This is a genomic window from Paraburkholderia sp. FT54, from assembly GCF_031585635.1.
Taxonomy (GTDB): Bacteria; Pseudomonadota; Gammaproteobacteria; order Burkholderiales; family Burkholderiaceae; genus Paraburkholderia.
In genome coordinates, this window is sequence record NZ_CP134196.1 from 2,518,224 (window position 1) to 2,543,476 (window position 25,253).

Genomic DNA, 25,253 nt, shown 5'->3' on the forward strand with positions numbered 1-25,253 from the left:
GGCCACCTCAGGGACCCGTCGCACCTCACGGGCTGGCGCGTCGTGATTTCGCCGCATGCCCATCCGGCCAGATGTCAGCACCGTAGAACCCAACAGACTCGGCAAGCGGGCATTGTGATGCACTGCCTCGTTCGATCGCTACTGGTTGGGCGCATCCAGCCGCTCACGCGCCGTGACCCGGGCTTTCGCGCTGCGCATCGAGCCCCGTTCCGCGTCTCGCCCCTGACGGGCATCAATCCCTGGCGCAGCAGTCAACCCCGCCGTCCTCAAGGAAGGCGGGGCCGGCACGGCCACGCCCACGCACCTGCGGCGCTGCAGCGCCTCCCGGTCAACCCGGGACATGGCATGCACCCGACTCCCTAATTACCGCCCTCGACCCGCGACCGTAGCCGATAGCGGGCGGGCATCAAGGGGCGAGGGACCGTGTTGCCCGCCCCCTCCCTCGCCTTTCTCCTTGACGCCCGCCCGCTATCGGCTCCTTCAGTCGCACGGGCGGAAACCCGGGAGCCTAGCGGCAGCAAAGCCAACCCCGAGTTCCACCGGAAGGTGCCCAGCCGCAACGGCACGGCGCATTCCTGCGCCCGCCCGAGGGCCTTAACCCCGCCCGTGACCCTTGACTGTGGAGACTGCCATGCACCTCGCTTCTTCCTTCCGTTCCAGCTCCCCGATGCTGCGCGCCAATTCCCCGCTCTCGGACGACCAGATCCGCCACGTCGCGCGGTCCATTTTCGCGGACGGCAAGCATGAAAGCCGTTCTGAGCGCTACACCTACATCCCGACCATCGACGTGCTGCGCGGCCTGCGCAATGAAGGCTTCCAGCCGTTCATGGTCTGCCAGACACGCGTGCGGCATGACGACCGGCGCGAATACACAAAACACCTGCTGCGCCTGCGTCACGCCAACGAGATCGAAGGCGAGGAAGCCGACGAAATCGTGCTGCTGAACTCGCACGACGGCACGAGCAGCTGTCCGATGGGCTGAACAGCTGTCCCCGTGCCGCGTCGCGATGGAGGCCTGTGGCTCATCCCATCACTGGGGACGCTGGTTTGCCGCGCGTGGTCACACGGCCCGGCTGATTCCAGCCGAGTTCGTCAAGCCGTTCAGACCGGGTGGCAAGAATGATGCAGCCGATGCTGAGGCCATCGCCGTTGCGGCGCGGCAGCCGACGATGCGGTTTGTGGCGATCAAATCCGTCGAGCAGCAGGCGATCCTGGCGTGGCATAGCGTGCGTAATGGCTGGCAGGAGGAACGTACCGCGTTGCTGAACCGGACCCGCGGACTGCTGGCCGAATCCGGCGTGGTGATCGCACGTTCTGCGGAACGTTTTTTCAGCGCGTTGCCGATCCTGATCGAAGACGCCAGGCTGCCTGACCCGATGCGTGCGATGCTGCTGGAACTGGCGGCGCTAAACCCGCGGCTTGCCCGCTGCGACCAGCAGATCGCCACTCACGCCAGAAGCAGTGACGTTGCAAGACGCGCCGGCGAACTGCTCGGCGTCGGTCCGGTGACATCCAGTGCCCTGGCTGCGACCGTTCCCGACGCGAAGATCTTCCGCAATGGGCAGCAGTTCGGTGCCTGGCTTGGCCTGACCCCACGCCAGCACAGCTCCGGTGGCAGGACGCTGTTCCTGGTATTGCTTCGACGCGACAGCAGCAGCCGACTTGAGGAAAATGAAATGACTACGCCAACCGGCCCACCTGTACGTGCGCGTCAAATGTCTGCAAGCGTCGAAAAAAATCGAACCCCGGGCTTGACTCTCGGGGGAAGACCTTGCGAACGCTATCCCGGGGAAAGCCGCCCTCCACGCCCGGCAATAGCCGATGCACACCTCGCCAGAAAGGAGCGGTTGAGCATAGCGTTTGGGGCGCAGGCGCAGTCAGTATTCAATTCCAGTCGTTTCGCGGACTGTCTGAATGATTTTCGTCTTCATGTGAAAGAACATCTCACTATCTCTCAGCGCCAGGGACCGCGTTCTCCCCAACTGAGAGGTCACGTCGATGTCCTCGAGCACCCGTGCGGGTCTTCGCGAAAACACGATGATCCTGTCAGCAAGGAAGACCGCTTCTTCGACATCGTGAGTAACAAAGATGACCGTACGCGACTCCTCACTTTGGATGCGGCGTAACTCCACCTGCAGCTGCTCGCGCCGCTGCGCGTCAAGAGCGCCAAATGGCTCATCCATCAGCAGCACTTCGGAACCCGCAGCGAGCGTCCGGGCGATCGCGACGCGCTGGCGCATGCCTCCAGAGATCCGGTTCGGGTAAGTGGCGGCGAACTCATGAAGGCCGACAAGGCGAAGATAGTGGTCAGTGCGACGGCGCTTTTCGTCCTTGCCAAGGTCGACTCTGTAGCGCATGCCAAAGGCCACGTTCTGGCTGACGGTTAGCCAGGGAAATGACGAGTACGATTGAAACACCATGCCGCGTCGCTGGTCGGGTTTGCCGACCGGCTCGCCTTCAAGCCGGATTTCGCCCGTGCTCGGCGTGTCGAGGCCACCCGACATTCGCATCAGCGTGGTCTTGCCGCAACCGGAGGGCCCGAGAAATACGACGAACTGGCCTCGCGGGATCGTCAGGTCGAAGGGTGTTTCCACGACTGGCAACCCGCCAAAGCGCTTGGTGACCCCGTCGAAAACAAGGTACTCGGTGGTTCGAATGTTCATCAATCAGTGCTCTTGAGATAGCGGAACAGGCGCCGATGAAATGCACGAATGAGCTGGTCGCTGACAAGTCCGATCATGCCGATCACAAACACTCCGGCCATGACCCGGTCTGTCTGCATGTAACGGCGTGCGTTCCATATGACGAAGCCCAGGCCGCTGTCTGAGGCCACGATTTCAGCAATGATCAGGTAGGTCCAGCACCAGCCGAGCGTAATGCGCAGGTTGTCGACGAGGTTGGGCAGCATCGATCGCCAGGCGATATCGATAAGAATCTGGAACGGGCGGCCGCCGAGCGTACGTGCGATCTCGATGTACTCGTTGGGAACGCGGTTGGCATCGTCGACCACCAGCAAGACGAGCTGAAAGAACGTTCCCAGCCATAGCAGGAAGATCTTCGTTTCCTCTCCGACACCGAACCAGATGATAGAGATCGGCACCAGCGCCGGCGTCGGCAAGTACCGGATGAAATCCACCATCGGTTCGAGCGCGGCGTTCACTGGACGATAGCTGCTCATCAACAGGCCAATGGGAATCGCCATTGCCGCCGATAGCGCAAATGCAGCGAGAATGCGGCCGATCGAGACCAGCGCATTGCCGACGATCTGCCCTTCGAGGGTCATGGTCCAGAGGCTTTGCGCGATCTCCATTGGCGACGGTAGAAAGGTCGGATCGACCCATCCGTCCCATGACGACATCTGCCACACCAGCAAGACTGCGAAACAGGCGCCGAGGCCAATCAGAATGTTGGCCCGGCGACTGATGCTTCCGCGAAAGGAGAAGGCGTTCGGAAGCGGTTTGTTCACTTGAGCTCGGTAGCGGAGATGGATTGCAACACCGAACCGTCGAACGAGCCGGCTGCCGACAGCGTGTGGTCCGACGCACCGTTCGCCAGATTCAGCTTCATCAGCGTGTCGAAGGTCTTGTAAATGGAGCCCGGCGCGTCAGTGGCGCCAAAATAATGCTTCGCGGTGTCGATCGATGTGTAGGAAAGGCTTCCATCGATGCTTGCCTTGAAGTCCTTGTCGCTCTGATTGAAGTGAGGGGCGGCAAGATGGATGAACTCAGCCGGCTTGGCGTTGTAATAGGCAATCGCCTTGTACACGCCGATCAGGAAGTTCTTGTAGGCGAGCGGGTCAGCTTGGAGTTTTGACTGGTTGACGATGATTGCGTCCACAATCGTACCCGGGTAGCTCGCCGATGAAACCAGAATATGAGCGCCGCGTTTCGCGTCGAGCGTAATTGCCTTGTTCATGAACGGCTGGAACGTTCCGATCGCCGCAACGCTGCGGTCTGAGAACACAGATAACGCGTCAGATCCCGCAGTCTGCTTGATCGTTATGTCCCCATAACTGAGCCCGGCCTTGCTCAGTTCAAGTTGCAGGAGGAGGTAGGCAGGTATATCCGTCTCCATTGCCACAACCTTTCCCTTCAGGTCGCTGACCTTCTTGATGGAACCGTCCGCTACCACGCCGTCCCCGCCGTTGGACTCGTCAATGGTGCCGATCATGACACCGGGCGTCGAAGGGCTGCGCGGGCGGCGCTGATAGTCGTCGACTGTGCGCATGTCCACTTCAATATCGCCATGGGCAATCCCTGCCAGCGCGTCCGCTTGTTCGTCGTCGAACTTGACGGAGACCTTCAGCCCCAGCTGTTTGAAGTAGCCAAGGTCGCTCGCCACGAAGACTGGTGCGAACCCGGACCAGTTGTTGCATATCACTCGGATTGTTTTGTCTTCCGCGTGGGCAGCCTGTGTGGCTGCTACGAAGCCCAGCGCAAACAGGGCGGCACGAGTGGTAATCTTACGCTTGAAATGATATGACATTCTATGTACCCCTATTGAATTAACAGAGTTAGAAGCAGAGGAACGAAAATCAGTTGCTCGTTGGATTTGCGTCGCCAACCCATCGGTTCATACGGACATCGATATCGAGCATCTTCTGGTACATGGCGCGGTAGTGCGGCAACCACCCGGCCGCTTCCCGCATCAGGGCTTCACGTTGCTCGACGGCTGCAGCCATGATCGTCCGGGCCTCCTGCCGCAAAGCCCGCTCGTCGATGGTCAGAAGCTTTCCGTCTTGCATAACCACGCGCCCGGCGACCATCGTCATCACGACAGCCCGGCTCGCATCTGCGTATACGAGTTGCCGGGCGAGATCGTTGAGCGGGGTGAACGGCAGCGTATCCAGGTCGAGCATGATCAAGTCGGCCTGGAAACCCGGCGCAATGCGCCCGAGCCTATCGGCCTGGCGCATGGCTGTGGCGCCCCCTTCGAACATGCACTTGAGGATTTCACCAGCGACCGGCCAGCGGTCGGGATCCGGATCGCCGATCGTATGGATGAGCGCGGCGGTCTTCATGACGGACCATAGGTTGACTGAGTCGTCGGCGATGATTTCGTCCGAGCCCAGCGCAATCGAAACGCCAGCTTGCGCAAGTCGTCTGAACGGCATGACGCCGCTGCCCAGCCGAAGGTTGCTGATCGGGTTGTGAATGACCTGCGCTCGGGCCTTGGCTAGCAAACCGATATCGGTGTCGTCGATCCACACGGCATGGATGACATTCATGCGGTCCGACAGGAGCGCCAGGTCGTCGACATACTGGATAAGCGAGCGGCCGTTCAGGCACACTTCGCCGAAGACGCGCTGCAGGCGGGTCTCCAGCATATGGATGTAAAACGGCAGGTCATGCCGGCGGCTCAATTCGTCCAGGGCGCGAAGATAGCCGACGCTGACGCGTTGCGGGGCCGAGCAGGAGACGGCGGCTCGCAGCCGTCCGTCGTCGAACTGGTGCCAGTTGTCGATCAGATAGTCGTAGTGGCACAGCAGTTCGTCCGCCTCCATCGCTGCTGGCGCTTCGAGCCGCGCTCTGAGTTCAGCCGGAACAATTTCGGCAAGAAAGGGGAGTTTGGCGATTTCGGGGAGATTGGGCTGGTCGAGAGCAACCGTCGCTCGAATCCCGATATCCCGATACGCGCCCATCACCGCATCGATCTCGGCGTGACTCGGAGACGGCAGGAAGAACGCGTCATCCTGTATGGCTGTTACACCCAGCTTGAGCATTTCCGCAGCGCCAAGCTGCGTGCGTACGTATGCGGTGCGGGCGGGCACTGCGGCATCAGGGGTGCTCGGCACTTCATAGAGCATGAAGAGTTCGAGGGGCAGGCTGTCCAGGGCGCCCTTCAGAAAATTGGTCGGCGAATGGAAGTGGGCATTGATCAATCCCGGCATAACCAGGTGACCGGCTCCATCGATTACGGTGTGCTGACCGCTGACGCCTCGGGACGCATCGGGCCCAATAGCGCAGATGGTTCCCCTCTCGATAACGATGTCCGCACATGCCCATTCAGGGCATGCAGGATCCATCGTCAGTACGCGAGCGTTCTTGATGATGGTAAGTTGTGCTGTACCGTCGCTTGTCGGGGCCGAAGTAGGCTTCGCCAGCCCAACAGGGTTGTCGCGCATCGCGGTCACCTTTTGCCGGACGGGCACGCCAACCCGATGTCCTCGATGAATGCGAGGAGCGCTACGTTCAACGGTTGCGACGTTAAACGAAAGTTATTTTGTCGTCAACGCCCCGGAGCTCAGTCAGTGCGTTGACGTCGATCTGCTGACTGGCCCTCGGACGACCTCGGTTTGAGCCGGCAATTCCCGCCATTGTGCTTCCTGTCCTGCCCGGTCGCTCTGTTCGATTGGCACGTGGTAGGCGATTTGCCCGTCGCTCGCCATTGCGACGCGATCGGCGAGTCCGTGATCTCTCCAGCGTCCTCCGAGAACAACAGCACAACGGCAGCGCGATTGCGCTGCCTGACAATGCGTCCGCCAATCCCTGATACCGTCGCTGTGAGTCCCTCCTCGACGAACTTCGCCTGGCCGTTGCCCGAGGCGCCGGCGATGCCGCGCACCGCGATCGCCGGTGCCGAATGGAGAGCGAGACAATTACATATTCAACGAATGTCCCGGTACTTCGGTCATTCGCGCCGCCATTTCGATCGTTCGTTCCTGGCTCGGATTGTGTCAAAACACGTAACCACCTGGAATTGACGAAGCCTGTCTCGCCCCAGGTCGCGGCTTTCCGATTGCGGCAGCCCGAACGTCAAATCACAGCGGAACATATCGGGAAGGCTCAACAACCCCGTGCGTGCGTCACGCCCGCATCGCCTTCATAATCGCTTCTGAACCGAGTAGTTTGATCACCCGCTTCATGTTGTACGCCAGCACATGCAAGCTCATCTCCGTGCTCACCCGCTCGATAGTTCTTGTCAGGAAATGAGTGGCGCCCATCCATGCTTTGTTCGTGCCGAACGGGTGCTCGACAGTCTGTCGCCGGATGCGCATCATCTCAGGCGCATGATCAAGTCGCACCTGCATCTCATCAAGAACTGCCTCGTGTTCGTGACACACTCTCGTCGAGATGCCATGTACTGCCTGGCCTACCGCGCGCGGCTTTCACCCGGTGGGCAAAGTCCTTACCGAACTTGTCACACCAGCACCTGATCGTCTCGTACGTCACGGTCACGCCTCGCTCGAAAAGCAATTTTTCGATGTCACGCAAACTCAATTGGAAGCGAAAATATCAACGAACTGCGCAACTGATGACGGCTGCCAGGAAACGATGTCCGTGACAGAGTGATTTCGGTTTCTTCATCATGTAATCTTACGCCACCGACTCCGCAACCTGACAAAGCCGCGGCGGTTGCACAACCTCCTGCATCGCCTCGGTCGTATACATCGGGTAGATTTGTCCATTAAAAATTCAGACAGACACAATCCCCGCTCCCGGCCAACCGTTGATCAAGGTGACTTCGTAGCGCGCTTGCGTCGCGAGACGCCATTGGGCCGAAAGATCGGACATCACCTCGCAACCGCCGATGTCGATGCCAATGCCAGTTCGACGGTTTCGACAAAGCTCGCCACAATCGACTCCATCGCGGTCCCAGGTCCGAGCACCGCAAAAATGCCATTGCGTTTGAGAAAACGTGCGTGCTCGTCCGGAATGATGCCGCCAACCACAACCGCTGCCCTGGGTCGACGGACCCGCAGACTGCGCACGACCTCGCCAACAAGGTCGAGATGCGCACCCGATAGGGACGAAATACCGACGACATCGGCCTTCGCTGCGATGGCGTCGTCGACCACCTCTCCGGGCGAGCGGAACAGCGCTCCGAGCGACACGTAGAATCCGGCATCGGCCAACGCCGCCGCCACGGTCTTTGCACCCCGATCGTGACCGTCCTGTCCCACCTTTGCGATGAGCACCCGGGGCGGGCGTCCGAGGCGCGCGGCAAGAGCACTGACACGATTGCATGCGTCACGCCATGCCGCATCGACCATCCGCGCTTCGCCGTAGATTCCGCTGCTAAAACGACTGGGTATCCTGTAGCGCGGCCAGACAGCCTCCAGCGCGCGCGTGCATTCGCCGATTGTCGCGCGCGCGGACACACTCGATAGCGAGGGCCAGCAGGTTGCCGGTGCCGTCACGCGCACCGTCAGCGAGCACCGCCAGCGCGTGCGAAACCAGGACGTCGTCGCGCTGTTTTTTCAGTTCTGCCAACTGCCGAACTTGCCTGGCACGAACCCGCCGACCGTCGATCTCGAGACAGTTAGACGGAGTATCCGCATCCGGTGATCGAAACCGGTTCACACCCACGACGACACGCTGCCCTGCATCGATCCACGCCTGGGTGCGTGTTGCGGCTTCGTGAATGCGCTGCTGTACCCAACCCGAGCGGATCGCTTCGACGACACCTCCCTGCGTAGCAATTTGCGTCATCAGATCACGCACGCGCCGGGCAATATCGTCGGTAATCGACTCCATCATGTACGAGCCCGCCCACGGGTCGATAACATCGCACAGGCCCATCTCATGCTGCATGATCAACTGCGTGTCACGCGCGAGCCTCGACGCATCCGATCCCGGGAGTGCAAGCGCCTCATCGTACGCATTGGTATGCAGCGACTGGGTGCCGCCGAACACGGCGGCCATCGCCTCGATCGTCGTCCGGACGATGTTGTTCTGTGGATGCTGCGCAGTGAGCGACCATCCCGACGTCTGGCAATGCATGCGCAAAGCTTGCGCTCTAGCCCCACGTGCACCCAGTTCACTCATTATCCCGGCCCAGACGGCCCGAGCGGCGCGAAGTTTGGCGACTTCCACAAAGAATTCGGTGCCAACGCCAAAAAAGAAACTCAGCCGTTCTCCGATGCGCTCGACATTCATGCCACGCTTCATCAGGGCATCGACGTAGGTGCGCGCATTGGACAGCGTCAGCGCGAGTTCGAGTACCGCATCCGCGCCCGCTTCCTGAAAATGGTAGCCTGAGACGGACATTGCATTGAAGCGCGGCGCACGTTCGGCGAGATACTCGACGACGTCCGCGACGATACGTAAGGACGGCTCCGGCGCGAATATCCAGGTATTGCGCACCATGTATTCCTTCAGGATGTCATTCTGGATCGTGCCCGTAAGCGCCTCCGGGTGCACGCCACTTTCTTGCGCTGCCACGATGAATGCAGCCAGTACAGGCAGCACAGCGCCGTTCATCGTCATCGAGACCGACACCCGATCTAGCGGAATCTGCCGAAACAGGCGCTTCATGTCCTCGACGCTGTCGATTGCGACTCCAGCCATGCCGACATCGGCCACCGCGGCAGGATCGTCCGAATCGTAGCCCCGATGCGTCGGCAGATCGAAGGCAACCGATAAGCCCTGTGCCTCCTCGGCGAGCGCCGTCCGGAATGCAAGATTCGAATCGGCCGCGTCCGCATAGCCGGCGTATTGACGGATCGTCCACGGCTTTTGCGTATACATCGACGCATGGGCCCTCGCACGAAGGGCGCCTCACCGGGTCGACTGCCGAGATGCGACACCCCTTCAAGATCGCTCGCCGTATACAGCGCTTTAAGCGGTACCGCACTGGGCGCGTGCCGTACCGCGTCGCGACTTTCATCGGCAAAGTTCCGGTCGCCGCGCATATCGCCCTCGCGATTCATCGCTGCCTCCAATGCTTGCTTGTTACTACATCAGCAATCTTCTGCTGGTCGCTGCCGCGACGAAGCTCGCACCAATGTACGAGGCCGCGTTCATCCTTATGCTCCGCGGCCACGCGCAGTCCAAGGGTGTCACCAACGTCAATGTTGCCGTAGAAGAACAACTCGCGGCCTGCGATAACGGGCGGCTCGTCGAACCGGTGGCGCTGCCATTCGGCACGGTCAACAAAGGACTGAAAGCTTGCAAAGTAGAGAAAATCCGCGCCGTTAAAATCATTGTTCGGACATGGCAGAAATTCGATCCAGTCGTTCTCGACACGATCGGCGCTTGTGAAGGGCAACCGCTCGTCCCACTGCCCCGCGCGAAACTGCTTGCCACGCCACGCCATGTCTATTGCGTCCACCGGCGGAGTGGGTGTCGGGCCTCCCATTGCCGCGAATGTCGCGCGCGTCACTGAACGGTTGTTGCGCACCTCATGCCGCCGCACGAACGTCGACGACATCGACACGATGGCGCACTCGCCATTGCGCGAAAGCAGGCGGTGCCGGCTAAAGTGGCGAGCCGGGCCGGTTCGGCAAAGCTCAGTACCGAGTTCGAAATCGTCGTTCTCACCGATTGCGTGGAGCGTTGCCCCCGTCAATCTGATTGCGGTGAAGGCCGCGTACGATTTGCTCCCGTCATCATCGACGAAATCCGGCGCGCGCCGGCCGGCATCTCGCGCCAGTGCCTCCCAGTGGCGATGTCCGCATTCCTTGATCAGCCAGTTTTCGGACAGCCCCGTATAGGCCAGTTGTGGCATCCCGGCGCGATAGATCTGTGTCGTTTGCTGCATGCGCTTCAGGCCGCTACAATGTCGCAAGAGGACGTTCGCTCGCGGAGGCTCGCGAGAATTGCCTGCACTACGTAGTCGGCATCGCGCGCGATCCCCGAGAATCGTCCTGATCCCCCCGTGTGCAACCACGGCAAGCCGACAAAATACAGTCCCTCGACCGGCGTGATGCCACGCGTATGCGCCGGATAACCGCGGCCGTTGAACACCGGGGCATCGATCCGGCTGAAGTCCGGCGTAAAGCCGATGCACCAGATAATCGATGTAATGCCGCTGCCTGCGAGTTCGAGCGTCGTACGCTCGTGAGGTGGCTGCCATAAAGGCTCATAGACGCCGCCGGGCGGTGCGTCGATGCCGTTCTTTTCGATGAACGCATCGATACTCGCATTGATCCGGTTATTCGTATCGTCTGCATCGTCGAGATTAACCGTGAGGTTAGGCGCGAACTGCAAGTGTCCATTCTGCAGGTCGTCGAGTCGCCCGTACAACTCCATGCCTTCGGCCGCGAACTTGCGCAGATCGATGTCACGCCCACCATCGCGGCCGGTCACATAGTGATTGGTGTTGTCACGCACCCCTTCACGCAAGGGATACTTTTCCACCGGCATGTCGTAGTACTTCATGTCGGCCAGCCAATCCACCACATCGCGCCCGCGGTAAAAGCGCGCACAGCGTGGCGCCTCGCCCGCGGCGAGCACCACCTTTCGGCCGGCCAGATGCAGGTCCTCGGCAATCTGCGCACCGGACTGCCCCGATCCCACCACCAGCACCGCGCCGTCGGGTAGCGCCTGAGGATTGCGATATTCCGACGACTGCAACTGCACGATCCGCGCGGGCAGGCGTTCAGCCATGCGCGGCACGATTGGCGTGTGATAACCGCCCGAGGCCACCACGACGTGATCGGCGGTGAAATCGCCCTCGCTCGTCGCTACCGCATAGGTGTCGTCGTCCAGCCGGTTCACGCGTTTGACCTGTGTGTGCTCGATCACCGGCGTATCGACCATTGCGATGAAGCCGTCGAGATACGCGATGATTTCATCCTTCTTCATAAAGCCATGCGGATCGTCGCCCGGGTACGGATATCCCGGCAACGCGCATTGCCAGTTCGGCGTAACGAGACAGAACGCGTCCCAGCGCTGGTTGCGCCAGGTGTGCGTGAGGGTGTTCTTCTCGACGACGAGGTGGTCGACTCCGGCCCGTTTCAAACAGTAGCTGATCGACAGGCCCGCCTACCCGCCACCGACGACGAGCACGCTGTAGTGCCTATTCTCGCGCGTCCCGGCGCTTACGGAGTGCGCTGTGTTCGACATGATGCGTCCTTGCAGTAAAAAATCGGCTCACCGTCGTGGCGCTGCCGCCGGGCGCGCCAGGTTCAACGGTTCATCCTGGGTTTAGAGCAGTTCGATGACCTTGACGGTCGCGTCGGGTCGATTGCGAAAGCGGTCTGCCTCCTATTCGATCTGCGCGAGCTGATCCATCGCCGCCGAACAGGCAAAGCCGTACTTTTGCCGCACGCGCTCCGAGGCAATGTTGAGCGCCTCGCGCGAGCGTCTGACAAAATCGTCGAGCGGATAAGCATGGCCCGGCGTAAAAAACTCGCTGACCACCTGCGACGGCGAATAGCAATTCGCTTCGTCCCCGTCGGGCCATTGAATCCGGAAGTGCATGACAGGCGTAGAAATCCTCTTTTGCTGTTGGCTTAGTGAATGGCAGGCGGCCGGTGTGCCAGCCGCGCGCGATAGGCTTCGACATGACGGCGGGCGCTAGCGTCCCAGCTAAATTGATGTGGCTCACCGGCCGTTTGGCGCCGGACTTCAAGACCATAGCTGACTTCCGCCGTGACAACGGTACCGGCATCCGCAACGTATGTCGCCGCTTCGTCGTCTTATGCCGTGAACTGAAGCTGTTCTCCCAAGCGCTCGTTGCCATCGACGGTAGCAAGTTCAAGGCAGTCAACACTCGCGATCGCAACTTCACCGAGGGTAAGGTCGACAAGCGCCAGAAACAGATTGAGGAAAGCATCCAGCGATATCTGAACGCGCTGGAGACTGCCGATCGTACGCAACCGGCTGAGCTGGAAGCAAAGACAACGCGGCTGAAGGACAAGATCGCGCGCTTGCGCGAGCAGATGCGAAACCTCGATCAGATCAAGCAGCAACTCAAGACGCAGCCTGATGGCCAACTCTCGATGACTGATCCCGACGCGCGCTCCATGGCGACGAGCGGCAAAGGCTCGGGAATGGTGGGCTACAACGTGCAGGTGGCCGTTGACGCCAAACACCACCTCATCGTGGCTCACGAGGTCACAAACTCTGGCAGTGACCGGGCGCAGCTTAGCCCCATGGCAAAAGCTGCGCGCGACGCGATGGGTAAGACCAGACTGCGGGCAGTCGCCGATCGTGGCTACTATAGTGGGCCTCAGATCAAAGAGTGCGCGGATGCCGGGATCGCAGTAATGCTGCCGAAACCCACGACATCAAGCGCGAAATGCAACGTCAACTCCTCGGCTCCGCTCAGCTCTACAACGCACTTCATCAGCTACCCCGGCATCATGACGACGCCAGGATAGCCAGATTCAAATCGATTGGCCAGGAACACTTATCACCTTGCTCGATGGCGCTGCGTAGGTAGGGCTTAGGAGCGTTGAAGGACGCTTTCACGCTCCACCCAAGAATCTAAAAAGCTTACAAGCGAATCCCTTGTAAGCCTTTCTTATTTGCCGCGCGGTCTGCGCAGATAATCAGTCGCCCGACCTCCTGCGCCGAGTCGGATTAGCCATCGCATCGATCGGCCATAGCCACGCGGTTCACGCACCCCAGGGTCCGACGTTTACAGTAATCGTCAACCCGGGATACGGGCGGGCGCCTCCCTAAAAACTATCCCATTCCCCCGCCTCAGTGGTTTGCGCCGTCCGCGCGGGCTGTGGTGCAGACCGCTTCACCGCGACTCTCGTGGCCGGCGTCCGAGGGCGCGACGGCACCGTCGTGCGCGTCGTCGGCGCGACGGAACGACTAACCTCAGCGTCGTGTGAACCGTGCAACTTGAACATCGAAACGGACGCTTTCAGATCGTTCGCCTGCGACTCGAGCGAGCTGGCAGCCGCCGCCGCCTGTTCGACCAGCGCCGCGTTCTGTTGCGTGACTTCGTCCATCTGCGTGACAGCCTGGTTGACCTGGCCGATGCCCTTGCTCTGTTCACGTGAGGCGGCGGTGATTTCACCCATGATGTCGGTCACGCGCCTGATCTCGTGTGTGATCTCGCGCATCTTCGCACCCGCTTCGCGCACATGGCCGGCGCCTGCCTGCACGCGCTCCACGGAATCGTGAATCAGTTCCTTGATTTCCTTGGATGCCGCCGAGGAGCGCTGCGCCAGCGAACGCACTTCCGAGGCCACCACCGCGAAACCGCGACCTTGTTCACCCGCGCGCGCCGCTTCGACAGCCGCATTCAGCGCAAGAATATTGGTCTGGAAGGCGATGCCCTCGATGATGCCGACAATATTGGCGATCTTGTCCGAACTGGCGTTGATACCGTCCATGGTTTCGACCACGCGGGAAACCACGGTGCCGCCCTGTTCCGCCACCTGGGCGGCCTGCGCGGCGAGCTGGTTGGCCTGACTGGCGTTGTCGGCATTCTGGGCGACGGTCGAGGTCAGCTGCTCCATGCTCGACGCCGTTTCTTCGAGCGACGCTGCCTGCTCTTCAGTGCGCTGCGACAAGTCCTGGTTGCCCGCCGCAATCTGGTGCGTGGCGGTGGCAATTGAGTCGGCGGAAATCTTGATCGTGCCGATCGTCTGGGTGAGCTGCTCCTGCATGCGCTTCATCGAAAACAGCAGGCTCGAACGATCATTCGGCGCCGTCTTCACCTCCGCAGTCAGATCGTTGTCAGCAATCTGGTTGGCGATCTCGGCAGCATAGGACGGCTCGCCACCCAGTGAGCGGAAGATGCCGCGGTTGAGCAGCACCACGACGACCGACAGAGCGCCGGCCAGGATCACCAGAATTCCGAGGCTGTGATACAGCGACGAGCGGAATTCCGCATCGATATCGTCGACATAGAGACCCACCGTGAGAATCCAGTCCCACGGCTGATAGGTCAGGTTGTAGGCTATTTTCGGGGAATATTCGGTTCCTCCCGGCTTCACACCGGAATAGGCGGTAAAGCCTTTGCCATCACGCTTGATGACGGCAACCATATCCCTGAAGAGGTAAATGCCGTTCGGATCCTTGTAGTCGCTGACGTCCTTGCCATTCAATTGCGTTAGCGTCGGGTGCATCAGAACCATCGGCTGCGAATTGATAATCTGGAAATAGCCGCTCTCGCCGAACCGCATGTTCCGGACGGTGTCCATCGCCCGTTTCTGGGCTTCCGCAAGGGGCATGGAGCCGGCGGCGGCCTGGTCGCCCAAGGTCTTGACGGCACTCAACGCGAGCTCCGCCGTGTGTTGCAGATCTAACCTACGCTCCTCCATCCGCATATCCCGCGTCTGGTAGGCGTTGTATATCGATATTCCGGCGAGACACAGCAAACTGAGGATGAGTGGCAGCCAGAGCTTCTGAACGAAAGACAGCTTCATATGTTGCGAACCTTTCAGCGTGAGAGCAGCGAGCGAGCAAAATCACCAAACGAGACAATGGAGCGTGACTAAATAAATCCTTAATAAGCTATAACGGCAGCCAAGCGGAAATCTTCATACTTATTAAGTTGTCCCTGCGCACTCAGGATTCGATGACCTTCCATCTCCTCAGAGTGCAGCCAGCCGGCCAATGCCACCCGCGCCTCGAACAGATGTGACAGCGGCCCGCTCCTAAAGGCAGCGGGCCGCTCAAGTAAAGGCACCGGGTCGTTCCCCGACCCAGGTTTTACGCAACGATGCCCTATGCGTTCACGTATGCGGTCTTGACTGTCGTGTAAAACTCGCGCGCATAGCTGCCTTGTTCACGCGCTCCGTAACTTGACCCCTTGCGTCCGCCAAAAGGCACGTGATAGTCGACGCCCGCGGTCGCGGTATTGACCATCACCATGCCGACCTGCGCATGACGCTTGAAGTGCGTGGCGTACTTGAGCGAGGTTGTGCAAATCCCGGCCGACAGTCCGAACTCGGTGTCGTTGGCGGTGGCGAGCGCGGCTTCGTAGTCTTTGACCTTGATGACGGATGCCACCGGGCCAAACACCTCTTCGCGATTGATACGCATCGTGGGCGTCGTGTCGGTGATCAATGCGGGAGCGAGGAAGAAACCGTTGGTGCTGGCGGCGACGCGCTCACCGCCGAAGACCGTACCGCCCTCTTCACGCGCAATCGCAATGTACCGTTCGTCTTGCGCCAGCTGCCGTTCGTCGACCACTGGGCCGATCTGCGTATCCGGCGCGAGGGCGTCGCCGATTTTCAATGTCTTGAGGCGCGCTTTCACCGCCTCAACGAAGCGATCGTGGATGCCTTCGGTGACGATGAGACGGCTCGACGCGGTGCAGCGCTGGCCGGTCGAGAAGAACGCACCGTTCACGCACGCCTCGACTGCGACGTCGAGATCCGCATCATCGAGGACCACCATCGGATTCTTACCGCCCATTTCCAGCTGCACCTTCTTGCCGGTCTCGACGCATTTGGCAGCGATGCTGCGCCCGGTCGATACGGAACCGGTGAAGCTGATGGCGTCCACGTCCGGCGAATTGACCAGCGCCTCACCGATCACCGAGCCACGGCCCATAACCAGATTGATGACGCCAGCGGGCGCGCCCGCCTCCGCAATAATTTTCACGAGTTCCCACGCGCTGCCCGGAACCAGATCGGCCGGCTTGATGACGACGCAGTTGCCATAGGCAAGAGCAGGCGCAATCTTCCAGGCCGGAATCGCAATCGGAAAATTCCACGGCGTGATCATGCCGATCACACCAAGCGGTTCGCGCGTCACTTCAACTGTCATGCCGGGACGCACGGACTGCACGATCTCGCCGCCTAACCGTAATGCCTCGCCAGCAAAGAACTTGAAAATCTGGCCGGCACGGCCTGCTTCGCCGATCGCCTCAGGCAGCGTTTTGCCTTCCTCGCGGGCAAGCAGGCGGCCAAGCTCTTCCTTGCGGGCGAGAATCGCCGTACCCGCGCGGTCGAGGACATCGAAACGCTGCTGCGGTGTCGACAGCGACCAGCTCGCAAATGCCTTGCGCGCGGCCTGGATAGCACGTGCTGTCTGCTGCACGTCCGCCTGGGAATACTCACCGACTACGTCGTCGACGTCGGAGGGGTTTACGTTGCGCGAAAAGGTCGGGCCGTCCAGCCATTCACCATCGATGTAATTTGCGTAGCGGGTCATGCTATTTATGCTCCATGTCTGTCGATTCTATTGGCGTCGCCGGGGTATCGGAAGAACCAGCTCAAAGCAGGCCGCGCTTCGCGAGACTTGCATACAAGGCTCGCACGCCGAAGGTCCACGCAGGAATGCCGGTAGAAAGTTGCACGGTGTTCACCAATGCACCCAGGGAAGGCGTGGCAATCGTCACGACGTCGCCCAGATGGTGCGTAAACCCGGCGCCAGGCGCATCGCGATCCTTGATCGGCGAGAACATCGTGCCGAGGAACAGCATGAAGCCATCCGGGTACTGATGATGCGCACCGTAGGTCTGGTTGACGAGGTCGGCCGGGTCGCGGCTGATCTCGGTCATATGGCTCACCCCTTCGAGGACGAAATCATCCTCGCCCTCGATCCGCAATGACAGGCTGGCCCCGCGTACCGTATCCAGGGTGAAAGATTCGTCGAACAGACGCACAAACGGTCCAATCGCGCACGAACCGTTGTTGTCCTTCGCCTTGCCAAGCAACAACGCCGAACGGCCTTCGATATCGCGCAAATTCACGTCGTTGCCCAACGTCGCGCCCACGATCTGGCCCGCGCCGTTCACCGCCAGCACGATTTCGGGTTCCGGATTGTTCCAGGCCGAAGTCGGATACAGGCCCACAGCCGCGCCCAGTCCCACCGACGACATCGGTTGCGATTTCGAGAACACCTCGGCGTCCGGGCCGATCCCCACTTCCATGTATTGCGACCACGCGTTGCGGCGTTCGAGTTCGGCCTTGAGTTTCATGGCGGCGTCTGAACCTGGCTTGATTTTCGCGAGGTCCGTGCCGATCAGTTCCGTGATCATGCTGCGAACTTCGACTGCTTTCGCGGCATCGCCACCGGCTTGCTCTTCGATCACGCGTTCAAGCAGGCTCACTGCAAACGTCACGCCGCACGCCTTGATGGCCTGCACGTCGCAGGGCGCCAACAGGCGCAGGCCCGCTTCATCGCTCGATGCGAAGCTCGCGTCGACCAAGGCGCCAACCGGCCCGAGCGACTCGCCACGCGCGTCACGTGCAATGGCGACAGCATCGGCCCGATCAAAAAGGTCAGCGGTGGTGGGAACTGTCGCAGTGATGTCGAAGACTTCGCCATGGCGAACCACGACGACCGACGGACCATTAACGGGCGCCGGCCGCCAGACGCGTCCGATCAGCAGTGCGTTATCGAGGTCGTCGGGAAGGCAGGAGGCAGTAAGTGGTCGCATTTGGGTCGGATAGAGCAGGCGTTAAGTGAGCCGTGATCGTAGCCACACAATGGCAGGGCGTCCATCTTGTTGATCTTGTATCCAATGTGTTGGACAATCGGCGACTGAAAATTCACCTGGATTGCGGTCATGAAGACCCTCTACGAAGTTCCGGCGCTCAAGCGCGCCCACGATGTTCTCGAGATCCTCGCGCAAGCAACCGCGCCCGTGCGGGCGTCCGCGCTCGTCGAGGGGACGGGTCTGTCGCGCAGCACGCTCTATCTGCTGCTCGATTCGCTGGAACACCGTCACTGGATCGCGAAGCGAAGCGACGGCTACATCATCGGCCTGAAGCTGTTCGAACTGGGAAGCGCCTACGTTCGGCACGACGGTTTGCAGGTCGCGTTCAGGAATGAGGCCAGCGCGTTTGTTGCGGCGCATAACGAGGTCGTGCAACTCGCGGTGCTTGACGCGGCGGAGGTGGTCTATATCGCGCGCGAAGACGCACAACGTCCCGTGCGGCTCGTCTCGGATCTCGGTTCGCGACTGCCGGCGCACTGCAGCGCGCTCGGTAAGGCGCTGCTGGCGAGCCTCTCCGACGAGGAAGTGACAGCGATATTGCCAGAGCGCCTCGCTGCCATGACTTCGCACACGCTCACCCGGCGCAGCGCGTTGCTGCGCGAACTCGCAGGCATCCGCGCGTGCGGCCTTGCCACCGAGCGCGAAGAGGTCAGTGTCGGTCTTGCGTGCTTCGCGGCATACGTCGGGGTGACGGCGCTCGGCAAGCGCGTCGCCGTCAGCACCAGCGTGCCGCTTGGCCGCCTTGATGGGAGACGGGAAAAGCAGATCGTCACCGGAATCGCGCGCATTGCCAGCCGGATCGCGGCAGCGCTGTAACAACAGATACCCGCGTCAGACGCACACGTCGACGCGGGTTCGCGAAGCTCACGTATATCGATGCGGTGCCGGCTGCCATTTCTTCCAGAAATCGGGGTCGTGGCAGATCACCAGATCGCCGCCGAAAAACTCGGTCAGCAGGCGCAGCCGGGCGATCGACGCGATGGCCTGCTCGGTCGTGTGCGCATTGCCCGGCGGCATATCGGGATCGAGGTTCGCTGGGCAGAACACTGCGTCGCCGGTCATGATCATGATCGCGCCCGACGGCAGATTCAGCATCAGCGATTGATGCCCCGGCGTGTGCCCCGGTGTGGTCAGCACCGCGACGCCGGGCTTGATCATCTGATCGCCGCGCAGCAGTTCATAGTGAATGCCACAATCGAAGTACGCACGCTCGTACGGTCGCGCGACAAAGGTGTCGGGCTGATACGCGAAACGATATTCAGTGCGTTGCACCATAAAACGCGCATGCGGAAACAGCATGTTGCCGCCCGAGTGATCCCAATGGAAGTGACTGTTGATGACCATCTTGACGTCTTCCGGCGTATGACCGAGATCGGCCAGCCGTGCACGAATATCGTCCTGCCGATCGTAGCGCGCGATCATTTCGGAAAAGCGCTTCATCGACAGGCATGGATCGGTGCCCTCCTGCTCGCAATCATGCGGCAGCAGACCGGTGTCGAACAGAATATGCTCGCCGTCGGCCATTTCGATAAAGGCACCAGTCACGGGAATCTCGACCCGCGTGCCCATGCCGCGTCTGAGCGTCAATGACGACTGGTCGTTGATCAGTGTGCCTAGGTTGAACAGCGAAACGCTTTTGACGAGCGTCTCGTTTGCGCTGCGGGTGCTGCCGTGTGTAGTCATCTGCCGGGCTTCCTGTAGTGCCATGATCAGGTTTGGCCGAATCGTGGCTGCATTGCTTTACCGTGTTGAAATTCGCGTTTGTGGTTCTGACTCGCGCCGCGCCCGAGCTGTGCGCTTCGCCAGCGGCACGCTCTTGCGATGCTGCTCTGCCGCGCGACAGACACTCGTTCAGATATTACTGTTGCAACTGCCGGCGCGGGCGCAAGCGATGCAGAATAGGCATGCGCGACGCCGCAGCAGCACCAGTGGGATGATAAAATCCAGCCTGCGCTCGATGCACCGGCGCGGCAGTGAGTAGTACCCGTGCCCCTATACGTATCCGCCGGCTTCCCGTCGCGTCCTTCATCTGTTCTAAACAGGAGCCACCTTGCCCATCGCCGCCCTCGGCCCTCCGCGCCGGCTGTATCGCGAAATTGCCGCGCAGCTCGAAGCCCTGATCAGTAATGGCGAGTTTCCGCCCGGCACACGCTTGCCCGGAGAACGCGAACTGGCCAAGCTGTTCGGCGTGAGCCGTCCGCCGTTGCGCGAGGCGCTGCTCGCGCTGGAGATCGCCGGTCTGGTCGACGTGCGCGTCGGCTCGGGCGTGTGGGTGGTCGAACGCTCGTCCAGTCCGCGTGCAGAGGTTGCGGTGAGTACCAAAGACAGCGGTGAACCCGGGCCCTTCGAACTCATCAAGGCGCGCGAAGTGCTCGAGGGCGAAATTGTCGCGCTGGCCGCCAGTGCCGCTACCCAGTCCGACCTCGACGGCATCCTCGAGACCATCGACCAGATGATCGAGGAAAACGCTCACCACGTCGTCGAGCAGGAAGCCGACAGGCTGTTCCATCTGCGCATCGCCGCTGCCACTGGCAATAGTGCGTTCGTTCATCTGGTACGCTCGATCTGGGAATTTCGCTACGGCCCGATGTGGATCAAAATTGAAGAGCATTTCCTGACGCCCCAGCGCCGCGCGCAAACCGTGAAGGATCATCTGGCGATCTATAAGGCGATCAAATCGCGCGACCCGGAACGCGCACGGGCCGCGATGCATGCCCACCTGCGCCGCGTTCATGACGAATTCACGAAAGGATGGGACAAGGCAAATCGTCCTGTTGAAGCGAGCGGCGCGCCGTCTGCTCCTACCGACTGAGTCGCCGGTTTCACGCCATGCGAAGGCATGGCGTGTCCGGCTGTCGGTCGGTTGTCTGTCAAATGTCCATCGGCTGCGGTGAACATTGAGGCCCAGCCGCGCAAGCGGTGGGCCTCAAGTCCCAGGCATTACGCCCCAAGCGGAGCCGGGAAGGCGATACCGTAGCGATGCCCGCATACCTCAAGCGCCGGCCGGATCGTGTCATGCAACCGCACGCCACCTGCGAGTTGTGCCGCTCTGCGAGCCATACCGCCGTCCCCGGGCATGCGCACACTTTCCACGCCGGGGCGTGGCGGATTGTTGCGGCATGCATCCGCGAGCCAATCCATCTGCCGCTTGAATTCCTGCTCACCGCAGAAAGCCGCCGGGTCATACAAGGTCATGAATACGGTCGCGCCCCAGCCCTCGGAAGGATCGGCGCGACCGAAGCCGGCCAGGCCACTCGTCAGCGCTTCAATCAGCACGGCGAGTCCGAAGCCCTTATGGCCCGCTCCGAGACCGCCAAGAGGCAGGATGGTGCCGGGCGGATTGTCGAACAGCACACCGGGTTCGTCTGTGGCGTTGCCTTGCGCATCGAGCATCCATGGTTCGTTGAAACGCTCGCCCGCTTTGTGCCGCCGTGCGGTCATCGCATTGGTAGTGACCGACGATGAAATGTCGATAAGGAACGGCGTATCCGACGTCGGTACGCCGATCGCGACCGGATTCGGTGTGAACACAGCGCGTGTGCCGCCGAACGGCGCGACGCTTTGTACACTCGGATCGGAACTGGACAGCATCAGCACGAAACCCGCTTCGGTCGCCTTCAGCAGATACGCGGCGAGGCTCGCAATATGATGGCTGCGGCGAATCACCAGTGTCGCGGTGCCGTATTCGCGAGCCCGCGGCAGCAGCGCGTCGATACCGCGCAGCACCAGCGACGGTCCGGGCAGACGGCGCCCATCCCACAACAAGGTTGCCGCTTTGTCGGCGATCACGAGAGGCTCGCCTTCCTTGGTCATGGTGCCCGCCTCGAGCGCGCCGACATAACCGGCAAGCTGCGCCAGACCGTGTGTGTCATGACCCAGCAGGTCACCGTCGACCAGCGTGCGCGCCACCGCATCGGCATGCGTCGACGCAAGGCCCACCGCTTCCAGTAGTTGATTCGCGTAGCCGATCAGCGCGTCGGCAGCGTAGCGAGGTGCGCTCATTGCATCACCCCCGCTCGGCGTCCCGTAGGTTGTCGTGGATGGCGCGGCAATCGCATCACGCGGAATGGCCGCAACGGCGTTCGAAGTCATACGGATTATTTTCCTGAATAGGTTGCTACAGATGCACGGGTAGGTTTCACATGACCGCGCCCAGCTGCCATGGTACGAACTCTGATTGTCCGTAGCCATGCAACTCGCTTTTGGTACGCGTTCCCGATGCGGTAGCCAGCATCGTGCGGAATATCTGCTCGCCCATCTCATCGATGCTTGATTCACCGTCCAGTATGGGTCCGCAATTGATGTCGACGTCGGCTTGCTGACGCGCCCAAAGCGCGTTGTTGGTGCCGAGCTTGATCGACGGAGACGGCGCGCAGCCATAAGCAGAACCGCGCCCGGTGGTGAAGCAGATCAGGTTCGCGCCACCGGCGACCTGGCCGGTTGCAGACACCGGATCATAGCCAGGGGTATCCATGAATACCAGGCCATGCGCCCGGACCGGCTGAGCGTATTCGTAGACCGCCTGCAGTGCGGAAGTGCCGCCTTTGGCCACCGCCCCGAGTGACTTCTCGAGAATGGTGGTCAATCCACCGGCCTTGTTGCCGGCGGACGGATTGTTGTTCATGCTGGCACCGTGCCGTTCACAGTACTGGGTCCACCAGTTTATCCGTTCGAGCAGTTTCTCTCCGACCTCGCGCGACACAGCACGACGCAGCAGCAGATGTTCGGCGCCATAGATTTCCGGGGTTTCCGACAGGATCGCGGTGCCGCCGTGCGCCACGAGTCGATCGACCGCGGCGCCCAGCGCTGGATTCGCGGTGATTCCCGAATAGCCGTCCGAACCGCCGCACTGCAAGCCGACGATCAACCGGCTGGCCGGCACGGGCCGGCGTTCGACGCGTGGCAGCTCGGCCAGCATGGTCTCGATCAGACGCACGCCGGTCTCAACCGCCGCGGTAGTACCACCAACTTCCTGAATGTTGAACGTTCGCAGCAGCGCCGATTCGCTCAATCCCTGTTCGGCCATCAGGCCGGAAATCTGATTGGTTTCGCAACCGAGTCCGACAATCAGCAGACCCGCAAAGTTTGCATGTCCTGCGTATCCGGCCAGCGTACGGCGCAGCACGGTAAGTCCCTCGCCTTCGCTGTCGGTTGCGCAGCCGGCACCGTGCGTCAGCGCCACCACGCCGTCGATGTGCGGGAAATCCCGTAACGCGGCACCGTCGCGGCGCGGACCACTGAAATGATCGGCGATACCGCGAGCGACGGTAGCCGAACAATTTACAGACGTCAGGATACCGATGTAATTACGTGTGGCGATACGTCCATCTTCGCGCTCGATGCCAAGAAATGTGGCCTCTGACGGCGCGGGAGGCAGCGATCGCAGATCCTCGCCGATCACATAATCGCGCGCGAATTCGCTCATCGCGAGGTTGTGCACATGGACGTGGCGGCCGCTGTCGACAGGCTGCGTCGTGACGCCAATGATCTGGCCGTAGCGCCGCACGGGCTCGCCGGCCGCGAGCGGCCGGGTCGCGACCTTGTGGCCGGCCGGCACCAGATCCGCGGCGACGACGTCTGCTTCGAGGCGATTGCCAGGTATCAACTGACGGCGCGAAATGACGACGTTGTCGTCGGGATGCAACCGTATAACGGGCGATTGGGAGCTCATAGTGCTTTTTGATGAAATGAGGCAGCCCGCTCAGGCTGCCGTGGCATGGCGAGTGGAATTGAGCCTAAGCTGGATCGTTGCAGATGTGCTTCGGTATCGCGAAGAGCACGAGCACCGCAGCCGCGGCAGTCATGGCAGCAATCACATACATGCCGAGATCCGTGCTGCCGGTCATGTCGGTTAGCTTGCCAATCGCATAGGGGCTGACGAAGCCGCCCAGACTGCCGACCGAATTGATGATTGCGATACCGGCCGCGGCCGCGCTACCGCTCAAAAACTTCGGCGGCATGGTCCAGAAGATGCCGTACGAGCTGATGATGCCAACCGCAGCGAGCGACAGCCCGGCGGTGGCGATCACCGTATTGTGCGAGAACCACGCGCACACGCAGTAGCCGACGGTGCCCGCGAAAATACAGAGCGCGAGGTGCACGCGCCGCTCGCCGGTGCGGTCGGAACTGCGGCCGATCAATACCATCAACAGGCCCGTCACCGCGTAAGGCACCGCCGATAACAGGCCGATTGACAGTGGCTCGGACACGCCTGAGTTTTTAATCAGTTGCGGCATCCAGAACGACAGGCCGAACTGGCCGTTGAGCACCAGGAAGTAGATCAGCGCAAGCAGCGCGGTGTAGGGATTCTTGAATGCGCTTTTTACGTCGTGCGCGCGCTGCGGCGTGACCTCAGCAGCGAGGTTGTCCCGCAGCAGCGTCTTTTCTTCGTGCGTGAGCCATTTCCCGTCCTCGATCCGGTCTACCAGCATCAGGTACACGAGTACGCCGAGCACGATAGTCGGCAAGCCTTCGACCAGCATCAACCATTGCCAGCCGGCCAGGCCGCCGATCCCGCTAAACTCCGTCATGACAAAGCCCGCCAGCGGGCCGCCAATCGTGCCGGCAATCGCGATGCCCGTCATGAACAGCGCGACCATCCGCGCACGCCGCCGGGCCGGGTACCAGTAGGTGAAGTACAGGATCACGCCGGGCATGAACCCGGCTTCGAATGCGCCTAGCAGGAAGCGCAGCACGTAGAACGCCACTGGACCGTTGACGAACATCATCGCCGACGACGTAATACCCCAGGAAATCATGATCCGGGTAATCCAGCGTCGCGCGCCGATCCTGTGCAGAATCAGGTTGCTCGGTGTCTCAAACAGAAAGTAGCCGATGAAGAAGATCGCGGCGCCCAGTCCATACACCGTATCCGATAGCCCCAGAGCGCTTTGCATCTGCAGCTTCGCGAAACTGATGTTGACGCGGTCGAAGTAAGCCGCGACATAGCAAATGACCAGGATCGGCACGATCTTGAGCGTGACTTTCCGGTAGGTGCGATCCTCAAATGATTCGCTGACCGGCAAGACGTCGGTGGTACTCATAGTCACAATCGCATCTCCATTTTTTCTGTTCAATTTTTGGGCGCAACATCAACCGGCAACACGACATGACCAATGCCGTGCAGCGAACGCTCGTGCAAAGCGGTAATACCAATATACCGGTGAATGTTA

Annotated in this window: 15 protein-coding genes and 7 pseudogenes; 5 read left to right on the forward strand and 17 right to left on the reverse strand. The window is 61.0% G+C overall.

Going from position 1 to position 25,253, the window contains the following annotated elements; all coding sequences use genetic code 11:
- Window positions 1-631: 631 nt before the first annotated feature.
- Window positions 632-976 (forward strand): annotated as a pseudogene (locus tag RI103_RS30925) (DUF932 domain-containing protein); the annotation flags it as partial.
- Between the two features lie 31 nt (window positions 977-1,007).
- Window positions 1,008-1,610, forward strand: a pseudogene (locus tag RI103_RS30930) (IS110 family transposase); the annotation flags it as partial.
- Between the two features lie 267 nt (window positions 1,611-1,877).
- Here RI103_RS30930 and RI103_RS30935 read toward each other — a convergent pair.
- From RI103_RS30935 to RI103_RS30980, 10 genes and pseudogenes are all read right to left on the reverse strand, one after another.
- On the reverse strand, window positions 1,878-2,663 hold the full coding sequence (locus tag RI103_RS30935) for an ABC transporter ATP-binding protein (RefSeq protein WP_310816467.1): 786 nt from the start codon (window positions 2,661-2,663) through the stop codon (window positions 1,878-1,880).
- Window positions 2,663-3,310, reverse strand: coding sequence for an ABC transporter permease (locus RI103_RS30940; protein ID WP_310816468.1), 648 nt, complete (start codon window positions 3,308-3,310; stop codon window positions 2,663-2,665). The genes RI103_RS30935 and RI103_RS30940 overlap by 1 nt, the downstream gene beginning before the upstream one ends.
- Before the next feature lie 152 nt (window positions 3,311-3,462).
- Window positions 3,463-4,485: an ABC transporter substrate-binding protein gene (locus RI103_RS30945; protein WP_310816470.1), complete on the reverse strand. Its 1,023-nt coding sequence runs from the start codon at window positions 4,483-4,485 to the stop codon at window positions 3,463-3,465.
- 49 nt (window positions 4,486-4,534) lie between these two features.
- Window positions 4,535-5,890, reverse strand: coding sequence for an amidohydrolase family protein (locus tag RI103_RS30950; RefSeq protein WP_310816471.1), 1,356 nt, complete (start codon window positions 5,888-5,890; stop codon window positions 4,535-4,537).
- 915 nt (window positions 5,891-6,805) lie between these two features.
- Window positions 6,806-7,054 (reverse strand): annotated as a pseudogene (locus tag RI103_RS30955) (transposase); the annotation flags it as partial.
- Window positions 7,044-7,307 (reverse strand): annotated as a pseudogene (locus RI103_RS30960) (IS6 family transposase); the annotation flags it as partial. The pseudogenes RI103_RS30960 and RI103_RS30955, both read right to left, overlap by 11 nt.
- 206 nt (window positions 7,308-7,513) lie before the next feature.
- Window positions 7,514-9,634: pseudogene (scpA, locus tag RI103_RS30965) on the reverse strand (methylmalonyl-CoA mutase).
- A gap of 14 nt (window positions 9,635-9,648) precedes the next feature.
- The gene (locus tag RI103_RS30970; RefSeq protein WP_310816472.1) at window positions 9,649-10,482 is read right to left on the reverse strand and encodes a Pnap_2097 family protein; all 834 of its coding nucleotides are present in this window, start codon (window positions 10,480-10,482) and stop codon (window positions 9,649-9,651) included.
- A gap of 5 nt (window positions 10,483-10,487) precedes the next feature.
- Window positions 10,488-11,789 (reverse strand): annotated as a pseudogene (locus RI103_RS30975) (MSMEG_0569 family flavin-dependent oxidoreductase).
- Window positions 11,790-11,930: 141 nt separating this feature from the next.
- Window positions 11,931-12,146, reverse strand: a complete 216-nt coding sequence (locus RI103_RS30980; RefSeq protein ID WP_310816474.1) for an MSMEG_0570 family nitrogen starvation response protein — start codon at window positions 12,144-12,146, stop codon at window positions 11,931-11,933.
- 110 nt (window positions 12,147-12,256) lie between these two features.
- On the opposite strand from RI103_RS30980, the pseudogene RI103_RS30985 reads away from it, so the two are divergent.
- Window positions 12,257-12,967 (forward strand): annotated as a pseudogene (locus tag RI103_RS30985) (transposase); the annotation flags it as partial.
- A gap of 381 nt (window positions 12,968-13,348) precedes the next feature.
- Here the strand turns inward: RI103_RS30985 and RI103_RS30990 are convergent.
- From RI103_RS30990 to RI103_RS31000, 3 genes are all read right to left on the reverse strand, one after another.
- The gene (locus tag RI103_RS30990; RefSeq protein ID WP_310816476.1) at window positions 13,349-15,055 is read right to left on the reverse strand and encodes a methyl-accepting chemotaxis protein; all 1,707 of its coding nucleotides are present in this window, start codon (window positions 15,053-15,055) and stop codon (window positions 13,349-13,351) included.
- 301 nt (window positions 15,056-15,356) lie between these two features.
- Window positions 15,357-16,790, reverse strand: coding sequence for an aldehyde dehydrogenase family protein (locus RI103_RS30995; protein WP_310816478.1), 1,434 nt, complete (start codon window positions 16,788-16,790; stop codon window positions 15,357-15,359).
- 61 nt (window positions 16,791-16,851) lie between these two features.
- A complete protein-coding gene (locus RI103_RS31000) occupies window positions 16,852-18,021 on the reverse strand; it encodes a fumarylacetoacetate hydrolase family protein (RefSeq protein ID WP_310816480.1) in 1,170 nt (389 codons plus the stop codon).
- Between the two features lie 129 nt (window positions 18,022-18,150).
- Between RI103_RS31000 and RI103_RS31005 the strand changes: the two genes are divergently transcribed.
- Window positions 18,151-18,897 carry an IclR family transcriptional regulator gene (locus RI103_RS31005; RefSeq protein ID WP_310816482.1) on the forward strand — a complete coding sequence of 249 codons (747 nt, stop codon included), beginning with the start codon at window positions 18,151-18,153 and terminating at the stop codon, window positions 18,895-18,897.
- A gap of 48 nt (window positions 18,898-18,945) precedes the next feature.
- Here the strand turns inward: RI103_RS31005 and RI103_RS31010 are convergent, their stop codons facing one another.
- Window positions 18,946-19,764 carry an N-acyl homoserine lactonase family protein gene (locus RI103_RS31010; protein ID WP_310816484.1) on the reverse strand — a complete coding sequence of 273 codons (819 nt, stop codon included), beginning with the start codon at window positions 19,762-19,764 and terminating at the stop codon, window positions 18,946-18,948.
- 367 nt (window positions 19,765-20,131) lie between these two features.
- On the opposite strand from RI103_RS31010, the gene RI103_RS31015 reads away from it, so the two are divergent.
- Window positions 20,132-20,893, forward strand: a complete 762-nt coding sequence (locus RI103_RS31015; RefSeq protein WP_310816485.1) for a FadR/GntR family transcriptional regulator — start codon at window positions 20,132-20,134, stop codon at window positions 20,891-20,893.
- Between the two features lie 128 nt (window positions 20,894-21,021).
- Here RI103_RS31015 and RI103_RS31020 read toward each other — a convergent pair whose 3' ends face one another.
- The 3 genes from RI103_RS31020 to RI103_RS31030 all read right to left on the reverse strand — a co-directional run bounded on the left by RI103_RS31020 (window position 21,022) and on the right by RI103_RS31030 (window position 25,124).
- On the reverse strand, window positions 21,022-22,083 hold the full coding sequence (locus RI103_RS31020) for an Ldh family oxidoreductase (RefSeq protein WP_310818619.1): 1,062 nt from the start codon (window positions 22,081-22,083) through the stop codon (window positions 21,022-21,024).
- A 136-nt stretch (window positions 22,084-22,219) separates the two neighbouring features.
- The gene (locus tag RI103_RS31025; RefSeq protein WP_310816486.1) at window positions 22,220-23,752 is read right to left on the reverse strand and encodes an altronate dehydratase family protein; all 1,533 of its coding nucleotides are present in this window, start codon (window positions 23,750-23,752) and stop codon (window positions 22,220-22,222) included.
- A 64-nt stretch (window positions 23,753-23,816) separates the two neighbouring features.
- A complete protein-coding gene (locus RI103_RS31030) occupies window positions 23,817-25,124 on the reverse strand; it encodes an MFS transporter (RefSeq protein ID WP_310816487.1) in 1,308 nt (435 codons plus the stop codon).
- Between the last annotated feature and the right edge of the window lie 129 nt (window positions 25,125-25,253).

Coding starts and splice junctions, on each gene's coding strand:
- RI103_RS30935 (WP_310816467.1), bottom strand. CDS start 2,663: ATGAACATTCGAACCACCGAGTACCTTGTTTTCGACGGGGTCACCAAG.
- RI103_RS30940 (WP_310816468.1), bottom strand. CDS start 3,310: ATGGAGATCGCGCAAAGCCTCTGGACCATGACCCTCGAAGGGCAGATC.
- RI103_RS30945 (WP_310816470.1), bottom strand. CDS start 4,485: ATGTCATATCATTTCAAGCGTAAGATTACCACTCGTGCCGCCCTGTTT.
- RI103_RS30950 (WP_310816471.1), bottom strand. CDS start 5,890: ATGCCGGGATTGATCAATGCCCACTTCCATTCGCCGACCAATTTTCTG.
- RI103_RS30970 (WP_310816472.1), bottom strand. CDS start 10,482: ATGCAGCAAACGACACAGATCTATCGCGCCGGGATGCCACAACTGGCC.
- RI103_RS30980 (WP_310816474.1), bottom strand. CDS start 12,146: ATGCACTTCCGGATTCAATGGCCCGACGGGGACGAAGCGAATTGCTAT.
- RI103_RS30990 (WP_310816476.1), bottom strand. CDS start 15,055: ATGAAGCTGTCTTTCGTTCAGAAGCTCTGGCTGCCACTCATCCTCAGT.
- RI103_RS30995 (WP_310816478.1), bottom strand. CDS start 16,790: ATGACCCGCTACGCAAATTACATCGATGGTGAATGGCTGGACGGCCCG.
- RI103_RS31000 (WP_310816480.1), bottom strand. CDS start 18,021: ATGCGACCACTTACTGCCTCCTGCCTTCCCGACGACCTCGATAACGCA.
- RI103_RS31005 (WP_310816482.1), top strand. CDS start 18,151: ATGAAGACCCTCTACGAAGTTCCGGCGCTCAAGCGCGCCCACGATGTT.
- RI103_RS31010 (WP_310816484.1), bottom strand. CDS start 19,764: ATGACTACACACGGCAGCACCCGCAGCGCAAACGAGACGCTCGTCAAA.
- RI103_RS31020 (WP_310818619.1), bottom strand. CDS start 22,083: ATGAGCGCACCTCGCTACGCTGCCGACGCGCTGATCGGCTACGCGAAT.
- RI103_RS31025 (WP_310816486.1), bottom strand. CDS start 23,752: ATGAGCTCCCAATCGCCCGTTATACGGTTGCATCCCGACGACAACGTC.
- RI103_RS31030 (WP_310816487.1), bottom strand. CDS start 25,124: ATGAGTACCACCGACGTCTTGCCGGTCAGCGAATCATTTGAGGATCGC.